Genomic DNA, 9,744 nt, shown 5'->3' on the forward strand with positions numbered 1-9,744 from the left:
CTCCCTGACAGGTGGGCGGATTCCCCGGTCGGCCGGGGGTTCCGACCGTTGTCAGGGGTTGCAACCCCTGACAAGGGTCAAGTTCCCCGGCCAGCCGGGGAATCCGCCCACCCCGGCGTACGGCGAGAATTTCAGTCCCGCAGCAACAGGCCGACCGCGGTCTCCAGGTGCGCGCCGGTCTCGGCTGCGGTGGAGCGGCCGGTGACCCAGGCGACGAGGGCCGAGAGCCACACGTCGCCGATGACGCGGGCGATGGCGACGTCGCGGTCGGTGGGCTCGACGTTGACGTCGGGGTGCATGGCGCGGGTGAGCATGGCGGTCAGGAGCATGCCGACGGTGTGGATCTCGGCGGCCACGGAGGCGTCGGCGAACATGAAGGCACGGGTGAGGGCCTCGGTGAGCTTGGGGTCGCCCTGGAGGCCGCGGGTGGTGTGCTTCATGACGTAGATGACGCGGTCGGCGGCGGTGTCGCCGGGGATGGTGAGGTCGCGCATCACCGTCTCGTTGCGCTCGAACTCGCGCGCCAGCGCCGAGACGAGCAGGTGGATCTTGGACGGGAAGTAGCGGTAGAGCGTGCCGAGGGCGACCTCGGCCTTGTCGGCGACGGCGCGCATCTGGACGGCGTCGAAGCCGCCCTCGCGGGCCAGCACGTAAGTCGCGTCGAGGATCCGCTTGCGCCGGTCGCGCTGGGCCGCAGAGCCGAGGTCTTCCACGGACAGGCTGTTGGTGGTGCTCATCGGGACCCCCATGGTCTGGAGCTTCATGAGATGGGTCCCCACGGCACTCACGCGTCGTCGTTGATCTGGAATGCGCCGGGGACGGCTGCTCGTTGTCTGATCTAGCCCACTAGGCTAGCGGTCGGTGGGCCATAATAGGAACACGTTCTACATCGTGCGGCCCCGTGTCGTACCCAGCACCGGAGGGTCGAGCCGCATATGCGCATCGCCATGCTGTCCTACCGCAGCAAGACACACTGCGGCGGGCAGGGGATCTACCTGCGCCACCTGAGCCGCGAGCTCACGGCGCTGGGTCACCACGTCGAGGTCCTGTCGGGCCAGCCCTACCCGGTGCTCGACGAGGGCGTCGTCCTCACGAAGGTGCCCAGCCTCGACCTCTACCGCGAGCCTGACCCGTTCCGGGTGCCCAAGCTCAGGGAGTTCCGCGACTCCATCGACGTCGAGGAGTTCGCGACGATGTGCGTCGCCGGCTTCCCCGAGCCCAAGACGTTCTCGCGGCGCATCAGCCGGATCATGGCGGAGCGCGCCGGCGAGTTCGACATCGCCCACGACAACCAGGTCCTCGGCACCGGGATGCTCGACATCGAGGGCTACGGCCTGCCGCTCATCACCACGATCCACCACCCGATCACCTACGACCGCCGCATCGACCTCGCCCAGACCCGCAACCCGTGGCGCAAGCTCACGCTGCGTCGCTGGTACGGCTTCCTGCGCATGCAGGGCAAGGTCGCCCGCCAGGCGCGCAAGGTGCTCACGCCCTCGGAGACCTCCAAGCGCGACATCGCCAAGGACTTCGGCGTCGACCCGGCCCGGATGCAGGTCATCCTGCTCGGCGTCGACGACATGTTCGTGCCGCCCACGGGGCCCCGCGTGGCCGGCCGGATCATGGCGATGGCCAGCGCCGACGCCCCGATGAAGGGCATCGCGACCCTGCTCGAGGCGTTCGCCAAGATGCGCACCGAGCGCGACGTCGAGCTCATCCTGGTCAGCAAGCCGTCGCCCGGCGGCCGTACCGAGAAGCTGATCGAGCGCCTCGGCATCGGCCCCCACGTCCGCTTCGTCAGCGGCATCACCGACCTCGAGCTCGTCGACCTGATGGGCTCCGCCGAGGTCGCCTGCGTGCCGTCGCTCTACGAGGGCTTCTCGCTGCCGACGGCCGAGCTGATGGCCTGCGGTACGCCGCTCGTCGTCTCGCGCGCCGGCGCGATCCCCGAGGTGGTCGGCCCCGACGGCGAGTGCGCCGACCTGGTGACCCCTGGTGACGTCGAGGAGCTCAAGCACGCCATCACCGCCCTCCTCGACGACCCCGCCCGTCGCGCGCGGATGGGGGAGGCCGGCCGCCGCCGCGTCCGGGAGCTGTTCAGCTGGCGCGCCGTCGCCGTCAAGGTCGCGGCGGCGTACGAGGAGACCATCGCGGACTTCCGGGACGAGAAGAGCCGCCAGCAGACCGAGAAGACCGAGAAGAAGGACTGACCCAGATGCTGACCGTTGACTTCGACCGCCTCGGGCTCACCGCGGGCGACCGTGTCCTCGACATGGGGTGCGGGGCCGGGCGCCACGCGTTCGAGATGTACCGCCGCGGCGCCGACGTCGTCGCCCTCGACATGGACGCCGACGAGCTGTCCGGCGTCCTGGAGCTGTTCGGCGCGATGAAGGAGGCCGGCGAGGTGCCCGAGGGCGCCGAGGCCGACATCAAGCAGGGCGACGCGCTGTCGCTGCCCTTCGCCGACGGCGAGTTCGACCGCGTCGTCGCGGCCGAGGTGCTCGAGCACATCCACGCCGACGTCGACGCGATCAAGGAGCTCGTCCGGGTCCTGCGTCCCGGCGGCACCCTGGCCATCTCGGTGCCGCGCTGGCTGCCCGAGGTCATCAACTGGAAGCTCTCCGACGACTACCACAACGCCGAGGGCGGCCACATCCGCATCTACACCGACCACGAGCTCATCGACAAGGTGGTCAAGGCCGGCCGGTTCAACGACGGCACACCCGGCGACGCGATGGTGTTCGAGGGCAAGGACTACGCGCACGGCCTGCACGCGCCGTACTGGTGGATCAAGTGCGCCGTCGGCGTCACCAACGACGACCACCCGGCCGCCAAGGCCTACCACAAGCTGCTGGTCTGGGAGATCATGAAGCAGCCCAAGGCGCTCCAGTACGCCGGCAAGGTGCTCGACCCGCTCATCGGCAAGTCGATGGTGCTCTACTTCCGCAAGCCCGAGGCCGCGTGAGCGAGCAGCTGCCCTACGTCCACGGCGTCCTGACCGCCGGCGAGGTCGCCGAGACCGCTGCGTCGATCGCGCGCATGCAGGAGCCCTGCGGGGCGATCCCGTGGACGCTGGGCGAGCACGTCGACATCTGGAACCACGTCGAGGGCGCGATGGCGCTGCTCGTCGGCGGTCAGGTCGAGGCCGCCGAGCGCGCCTTCCGCTGGGTGCCGACGATGCAGCGCGACGACGGCTCGTGGCCGATGAAGATCGTCGGCAACGAGGTCGACGACCCGCGCGGCGAGGTCAACATGAGCGCCTACCTCGCGGTCGGGCTGTGGCACCACTGGCTGGTGCGCCACGACTTCGGCTTCGTCGTCGAGCTGTGGCCCGCGGTGCGGGCCGGCCTCGACTGGGTGGTCTCGCAGCAGGTCCGGTTCGGTGGCATCCAGTGGACACCGGTCGACGAGTTCTGCCTGCTCACCGGCAACTCGTCGGTCTACCACTCGCTGCGCGCCGGGGTCGCGCTCGCCGAGCTGCTCGGCGAGCCGCAGCCCGAGTGGGAGCTCGCCGGTGGCCGCCTCGGCCACGCGATCCGCGAGCACCCCGACCGGTTCGAGGACAAGTCGACCTACTCCATGGACTGGTACTACCCGGTCCTCGGCGGGGCCGTCCGCGGCCAGGCGGCGCTCGACCTGCTCGCCCCGCGCTGGGACGACTTCGTCGTACCCGGGCTCGGCATCCACTGCGTCGACACCAACCCGTGGGTCACCGGCGCCGAGACCTGCGAGCTCGCGATGGCGCTCGACGTGGTCGGCGACCACAAGCGCGCGCTGACCCTGCTCAAGGACATGCAGCACCTGCGCGGCGAGGGCGGTGCCTACTGGACCGGCTGGGTCTACCGCGGCAAGCCCGGCGAGCCGAAGGACGTCTACTGGCCCGTCGAGCACACCACCTACACCGCGGCCGCCGTCATCCTCGCCGTCGACGCGCTCGGGGAGACCTACGGCCACAGCACCCCGGGCTCCGGGATCATGCGCGGCACCTCGCTCGGTCCGCACTTCGCCGAGCTCGCGCTCGAGTGCGGCTGCGAGAGCGAGCGCGTGCCCGGCTGACACACCTGGGCCGATGAAGCTCTCGCCTGGACGATGATGCCTTGTCGGCCCAGCTCGGCATTCACCGGCCAGCCGGTGAGTCCTGAGTCAGGAGTGACCCGTGAGATCAGCCGACAGGATGGCCGGCGTCACCGGTCTTGCGACGCAGCACCCGCATCGAGCCGACGGTCTCGACCTCGGCGAAGGCGCCGCTCCTGAGCGCACGGAGGAAGACGTGGTACGGCGGCTGGCCACCGTCGGCGGGGTCGGGGAAGACGTCGTGGATGACGAGGAGCCCGCCCGGCACGACCCACGGGGCCCAGCCGGCGTAGTCGTTCTGGGCGTGCTCCTCGGCGTGGCCGCCGTCGATGAAGAGCAGGCTCAGCGGGATGCGCCAGTGCTTGCTCACCGTGGTGCTGCGCCCGACGACGGCGACGACGGTCTCCTCGAGACCGGCGGCCCGGATCGTGCGGCGGAAGACCGGCAGCGTGTCCATCAGCCCGGTCCCGGCGTCGACGAGGGTCGGGTCGTGGTGCTCCCACCCGGCCTGGTTCTCCTCGGAGCCGCGGTGGTGGTCGACGGTGAAGACGGTGCCGCCCACGGGCTGCGCCGCCGCGCCGAGGTAGATCGCCGACTTGCCGCAGTAGGTCCCGACCTCGAGCAGCGGCCCGGCGGCCGCCCGCTCGGCGGCGTGGCGGTGCAACAGCGCCCCCTCGTCCTCGGGCATGAACCCCTTGGCGGCGAGGGCATGGGCGAGCAGGTCGGGAGGCATGTCGGACACGCGCTCACCCTAGTAGGATTGGAACACGTTCTAGTTTTCGGTCGAGGAGTCGCATGAGCATCGGAATCTCCGACGAGCACGTCGAGCTGGCCGCGAGCCTGCGCAGGTGGGCGGCGTCCCTCGGCGGGGTCGAGGCGGCCCGCCTGGCCGAGGGCGACGCCGACGCCGCCTTCGACGAGACGTGGAAGGCCGTCGGCGAGATGGGCGTGACCACGATCGGGCTGCCCGAGTCAGCCGGCGGGGGTGGGGGATCGGTGCTCGACGTCGCCGTCGCGCTCGAGGCCTGTGCCCGCGAGCTGGTGTCTGGGCCGCTGCTGACGAGCGTCGTCGCTGCGACGGTGCTCGGGCGCGACGAGCGGTTCGCGCTCGCCCTCGACCCCGACCTGCGGGTCGTGCTCGACCTCCCCGGCGCGACCCACGTGCTGCTGCCCGACGCCGACGGCGCCTGGTGGGTCGCCCCCGCCGCAGCGCTCACCGCCACGACGTCCGTCGGGCTCGACCTGACCCGCCGGTTCTCGTCGGCCACGGTCGACCTGGCCGGAGCCACGCCCGCCGAGGGCGTCACCACTGACGTCGTACGCCGGACCCTGACGACCTATGCCGCGGCCGAGGCGAGCGGCGTGGCGCGCTGGTGCCTGGCGACGGCCGTCGACCACGCCAAGGTGCGCGAGCAGTTCGGCAAGCCGATCGGGGCGTTCCAGGCGATCAAGCACCTGTGCGCCGAGATGCTCGAGACCGCCGAGGCCGTGACGGCGGCGGCGTGGGACGTCGCCAGCGTCGCGTCCGGTGCCGACGACGAGCAGTGGGCGTTCGCCGCCGACGTGGCGCTCGTGACGGCGTTCGACGGCGCGGTGGAGGTGGCGAAGTCGTGCATCCAGGTGCTCGGCGGCATCGGCTTCACCTTCGAGCACGACGCCCACCTCTACCTCCGGCGCGCGCTCGCTCTCCGCGCCCTCGTGGACGACGCCGACGAGGCGGCCGAGCGGCTGACGGCCCGCGCGGTGGCCGGGGTGCGCCGCCAGGTCGCCGTCGACCTCGAGGGCCGCGACGAGGCCGTGCGCCGCGGCGTACGTGACACCGTCGCCACCATCTCCGCCGCCGACGACACCCGCCGCGCGCTCGTCGAGACCGGCTACCTGACGCCGCACTGGCCCGCCCCGGCCGGTCTCGCCGCCGACGCCGTCACCCAGATCGTCATCGACCAGGAGCTCGCGGCCGCCGGCGTCGCCCGGCCCGACATCGTCATCGCCGGCTGGGCGCTGCCGACGATCCTCGAGCACGGGACCGACGAGCAGCGCGAGCGGTTCGTGACACGGTCGCTGCTCGGCGAGCTCGTCTGGTGCCAGCTCTTCTCCGAGCCCGGCTCGGGCTCCGACCTCGCCTCGTTGCGCACCCGGGCGACCAAGGTCGACGGCGGCTGGCGCCTCGACGGTCAGAAGGTCTGGACCTCGGTCGCCGAGCGCGCCGACTGGGCGATCTGCCTCGCCCGCACCGACCCGGACGCCAAGCAGCACCAGGGCATCGGCTACTTCCTCGTCGACATGAAGCACAGCGACGGCATCGACGTGCGGCCGCTGCGCGAGATCACCGGCGAGGCGCTGTTCAACGAGGTGTTCCTCGACGACGTGTTCGTCCCCGACGACTGCCTCGTGGCCGGCCCCACCGACGGCTGGCGGCTGGCGCGCACGACGCTGGCCAACGAGCGCGTCGCGATGGCGACCTCACGGCTCGACAAGTCCACCGAGCGAGCCGTCGCCGTCGCGGGCGAGCACGACCTGCGCACCGCCCAGCGCGTGGCCGTCGGCCGCTCGGTCGCGCTGTCGACCGTCTGCTCGCTGCTCGGCGTCCGCACCGTGCTGCGCTCGCTCGGCGGCCAGGGTCCCGGCGCCGAGTCGTCGGTCGCCAAGCTGCTCGGCGTCCGCAACCGCCAGGACGGCTCCGAGCTCGTCGTACGCCTCCTCGGCGAGCGGGTCCTCGTGCCTGCCGGCGACGACGAGGTCGCCGCCGCGACGTGGGAGATGCTCAACACCCGCTGCCTGTCCATCGCCGGCGGCACGACGCAGATCCTGCGCAACGTCGTCGGCGAGCGGATCCTCGGCCTCCCGCGCGGGTGACCGGCTACTCGCGCGTGTCGGAGACCCAGTCCGGGTCGTCCTGGTCGCTGCGCGCCCCGACGACCGCGTCGGCGAGCCCGCCGAGCACGCGCATCGCCTCCTCGTCGAGGACGACGTCGAGCGAGCCGAGGTTCTCGTCGACCCGGGCGGGCCGCCGCGTCCCCGGGATCGGTACGACGGGCAGGCCGAGCTCGCCACCCCGGTGCCGTAGCCACGCCAGCGCGACCTGGGCCGGCGTGGCGCCCAGCTCGGTGGCGATGCCCCGCACGACCTCGACCAGCGCCAGGTTGGCGTCGCGTGCGTCGCCGCTGAAGCGGGTCAGGCCCCCACGCCAGTCGGTCGAGAGATCGGTGTCGGCGGCGATGGTGCCGGTCAGGAACCCGCGCCCGAGCGGCGAGTAGGGCACGAACCCGATGCCGAGCTCAGCCGCGGTCGGCACCACGCGGCGCTCGACGTCGCGGCTCCACAGCGACCACTCGCTCTGCACCGCGGCGATCGGGTGCACGGCGTGGGCCGCGCGCAGCTCGTCGGCGGTCACCTCCGACAGCCCGAGGTGGCGCACCTTGCCGGCGGTCACCAGCTCGGCCATCGCGCCGACGACCTCCTCGATCGGCACGCCGACCTCGCGGCGGTGCAGGTAGTAGAGGTCGATCACGTCGGTGCCGAGCCGGCCGAGGCTCGCGTCGCACGCCTCGTGCACGTAGGCGGGGTCGTTGCGCGGCGCCATCCGGGTGTAGGTGTCGTCGGTCGCGGTGATGCCGAACTTCGTCGCCAGCACGACCTCGTCGCGCCGGTCGGCGAGCAGCCGCGCCACCAGGCGCTCGTTGGAGCCCCCGCCGTAGAGGTCGGCGGTGTCGACGAGGTCGATGCCGCTGTCGACGACGTGGTGCAGCGTCGCCAGGGCGTCCTCCTGGGAGATCTCGCCGTAGGTCTCGGCGAGCCCCATCGCCCCGTAACCGAGCGGTGTGGTGGCGAGCCCGTCACCGAGCTCGCCGGTGGTCAGGTCCTTGGTGTCGTTCGTGGACGTCATGCGGTCCTCCTCTGCCGGACGGCCGTGGTCTCGTCGACGGGCAGCCCGTCGCAGTCGAGGCCGGCCGCGATCAGCTCGCGGTAGTGGGTGATCTTGGTGTCGACGGCCGCCAGGTCGGCGGCGAGGCGTCGCTGCTGCTCGTGGATGTCCTCGCGCTGCCGCTCGAGCAGCGCCATCCGCCGCCCGTGCGAAGCCGCGCCCTCGTCGGCCAGCTCGACGAACGAGCGGGTGTCGGCCACCGAGAGCCCGGTGCGCCGCAGCGCGACCACCAGCTCCACGAACTCGACCATCCGCTCGGGATAGACCCGGCGCCCGTCGCCGCCGCGGGGCATCGGCGGGAGGAGGCCCTCCTTCTCGTACCAGCGGAGGGTGTCGACTGACAGCCCGGTGCGCTCGGACACCTCGCGGATCCCGAGCCCGGTGGGGCGCAGCGATGAGATGGTCATGTGCTCGACGCTAGGCGCTGGAGCGCACTCCAGCGCAAGCACTCCAGCCGAGGTGCACCTCAGGCGAGCTCGGTGACCGACCCGGTCCGCAGCCCCTCGGACACGACCAGACAGGAGACGGTGCGGTCGCCCCGGAAGTTCCGCTCGTTGTTCGGGTAGAGGTAGTAGAGCTCGAGGTCCTGCCCCGGGGGCCCGTCCCGGACCGCCGCCGGCAGCTGCGCGAGACACCCGCCCCTGGCCAGGCGGGCGGTGGCGCGCCGGCCGGGGTACGACCCACCCTCGAGGTCGAACTCGAAGAAGATCTCGGCGCGGTGGGGGTCGTCGCACGGGGTGACGGTGAGCGTGACCTGCTCGCCGCCGGCGATCGGCTCCTCGATGCAGTCGCCGGTGCGCAGGTCGGTGACGGCGACCTCGCCGGTGTCGACGACCTCGCCGTCGTCGTCACGGTCCACGTCGTACCTGGAGGCGAGGACGGCGATGACCACGATGAGCACGACGTACGTCGACGCGACCACGATCGCGCCGATCGCCTTCCGCCGTCCGTGGTCGAGACCGTCCTTGCGGGACCTGACGAGCACCGCGATGCCGAGGCCGAGGCCAGCCAGGAACGTCGCCCCGAGCGGGACGAACGACAGCCAGAGCGCGACCTTGGCCAGCGTCTGGTCCGGCTGTCGCACGAAGGGGGCGGGAGCTGCCCGTTCGAACCTGCCGTAGCCGCCACCGTCCGGCGGCTGCGGCAGCCTGATGGGGTCCTCGCCGCTGGTCACCGGCGAAGCGTAGGTGACGGCGCCTGCGCCGCCTTCGCTGTATGTGGGGAGCGTTCTCGCCGCGGGTTGGTATGTCGTGTGGTCTCGGTCGGTCTCGGGTCATGGGTGGTCGGGCTGTCCGCGCGCTCAGCATCCCGGGCCTCCCTGTCAAGGACGCCTGCGGCGCCGCTGCGCGGTCGCTGCGCGATCCTTGACAGCGAGCCTCTCCCGGAATGCTTCAGGGCGCAGACAAGGGCGGGCTCCGCCGCGCCCTCGTCCCTGCGCGGACAGCCCTCATCTGCACCACTGGTCACGCTGACCTGACGTTTATCCCGGTTCTCCTATGAAACTTCGGCCCAGAAGCGGGAGTTTCGTCGCAGAACTTCACCTTGCGGGCTCCCCGACCCGGGCCGGCGGTGTGTCAGCCACCGAACCGGCACCCCTGATCGCCCGGAACGGTGGCTCACGCACCGCCGGGTCGGGTGGCCGCGTAGGCGACGGCGAGGCGAGCTTGCGAGGCCTCGCCGTTGCGCGCCGAGGAGCAGACCGCGAGACGCCGAGACGCGGTCTGCCACGCGCGCGGCCACCCGAC

Annotated in this window: 9 protein-coding genes; 4 read left to right on the top strand and 5 right to left on the bottom strand. The window is 71.9% G+C overall.

The genetic code is table 11. The features are described from left to right. Positions 1-131 precede the first annotated feature (131 nt). Positions 132-764, bottom strand: a complete 633-nt coding sequence (locus Q7T52_RS19730) for a TetR family transcriptional regulator (protein WP_304805260.1) — start codon at positions 762-764, stop codon at positions 132-134. Between the two features lie 171 nt (positions 765-935). On the opposite strand from Q7T52_RS19730, the gene Q7T52_RS19735 reads away from it, so the two are divergent. From Q7T52_RS19735 to Q7T52_RS19745, 3 genes are read left to right on the top strand one after another with little or no spacing between them, the layout of a single operon-like run. Beyond that, positions 936-2,210: a glycosyltransferase family 4 protein gene (locus Q7T52_RS19735; RefSeq protein WP_304805261.1), complete on the top strand. Its 1,275-nt coding sequence runs from the start codon at positions 936-938 to the stop codon at positions 2,208-2,210. Between the two features lie 5 nt (positions 2,211-2,215). Continuing rightward, on the top strand, positions 2,216-2,965 hold the full coding sequence (locus Q7T52_RS19740; RefSeq protein WP_304805262.1) for a class I SAM-dependent methyltransferase: 750 nt from the start codon (positions 2,216-2,218) through the stop codon (positions 2,963-2,965). Beyond that, positions 2,962-4,056 (top strand): prenyltransferase, encoded by a 1,095-nt coding sequence (locus tag Q7T52_RS19745; RefSeq protein WP_304805263.1) that lies wholly within the window; start codon positions 2,962-2,964, stop codon positions 4,054-4,056. Before Q7T52_RS19740 ends, Q7T52_RS19745 begins: the two co-directional genes overlap by 4 nt. Positions 4,057-4,162: 106 nt before the next feature. On the opposite strand, the gene Q7T52_RS19750 is transcribed toward Q7T52_RS19745, so the two are convergent. Beyond that, positions 4,163-4,807 (bottom strand): class I SAM-dependent methyltransferase, encoded by a 645-nt coding sequence (locus tag Q7T52_RS19750; protein ID WP_304805268.1) that lies wholly within the window; start codon positions 4,805-4,807, stop codon positions 4,163-4,165. 62 nt (positions 4,808-4,869) lie between these two features. Here Q7T52_RS19750 and Q7T52_RS19755 point away from each other — a divergent pair, with 62 nt between their 5' ends. After that, positions 4,870-6,930 (top strand): acyl-CoA dehydrogenase, encoded by a 2,061-nt coding sequence (locus tag Q7T52_RS19755; protein ID WP_304805264.1) that lies wholly within the window; start codon positions 4,870-4,872, stop codon positions 6,928-6,930. Between the two features lie 4 nt (positions 6,931-6,934). On the opposite strand, the gene Q7T52_RS19760 is transcribed toward Q7T52_RS19755, so the two are convergent. The 3 genes from Q7T52_RS19760 to Q7T52_RS19770 are packed head-to-tail and all read right to left on the bottom strand — an operon-like array spanning position 6,935 to position 9,173. Then, positions 6,935-7,960 carry an aldo/keto reductase gene (locus Q7T52_RS19760; RefSeq protein WP_304805265.1) on the bottom strand — a complete coding sequence of 342 codons (1,026 nt, stop codon included), beginning with the start codon at positions 7,958-7,960 and terminating at the stop codon, positions 6,935-6,937. Then, positions 7,957-8,406: a MerR family transcriptional regulator gene (locus Q7T52_RS19765; RefSeq protein ID WP_304805266.1), complete on the bottom strand. Its 450-nt coding sequence runs from the start codon at positions 8,404-8,406 to the stop codon at positions 7,957-7,959. Before Q7T52_RS19765 ends, Q7T52_RS19760 begins: the two co-directional genes overlap by 4 nt. 59 nt (positions 8,407-8,465) lie before the next feature. After that, positions 8,466-9,173 (bottom strand): hypothetical protein, encoded by a 708-nt coding sequence (locus Q7T52_RS19770; protein ID WP_304805267.1) that lies wholly within the window; start codon positions 9,171-9,173, stop codon positions 8,466-8,468. Positions 9,174-9,744: the final 571 nt, after the last annotated feature.

It is taken from the genome of Nocardioides sp., from assembly GCF_030655615.1.
Lineage (GTDB): Bacteria > Actinomycetota > Actinomycetes > Propionibacteriales > Nocardioidaceae > Nocardioides.

Excerpts from the sequence above, each read along its gene's own strand:
- Q7T52_RS19730 (WP_304805260.1), bottom strand. The coding sequence starts at position 764 with ATGAAGCTCCAGACCATGGGGGTCCCGATGAGCACCACCAACAGCCTG.
- Q7T52_RS19735 (WP_304805261.1), top strand. The coding sequence starts at position 936 with ATGCGCATCGCCATGCTGTCCTACCGCAGCAAGACACACTGCGGCGGG.
- Q7T52_RS19740 (WP_304805262.1), top strand. The coding sequence starts at position 2,216 with ATGCTGACCGTTGACTTCGACCGCCTCGGGCTCACCGCGGGCGACCGT.
- Q7T52_RS19750 (WP_304805268.1), bottom strand. The coding sequence starts at position 4,807 with ATGCCTCCCGACCTGCTCGCCCATGCCCTCGCCGCCAAGGGGTTCATG.
- Q7T52_RS19755 (WP_304805264.1), top strand. The coding sequence starts at position 4,870 with ATGAGCATCGGAATCTCCGACGAGCACGTCGAGCTGGCCGCGAGCCTG.
- Q7T52_RS19760 (WP_304805265.1), bottom strand. The coding sequence starts at position 7,960 with ATGACGTCCACGAACGACACCAAGGACCTGACCACCGGCGAGCTCGGT.
- Q7T52_RS19765 (WP_304805266.1), bottom strand. The coding sequence starts at position 8,406 with ATGACCATCTCATCGCTGCGCCCCACCGGGCTCGGGATCCGCGAGGTG.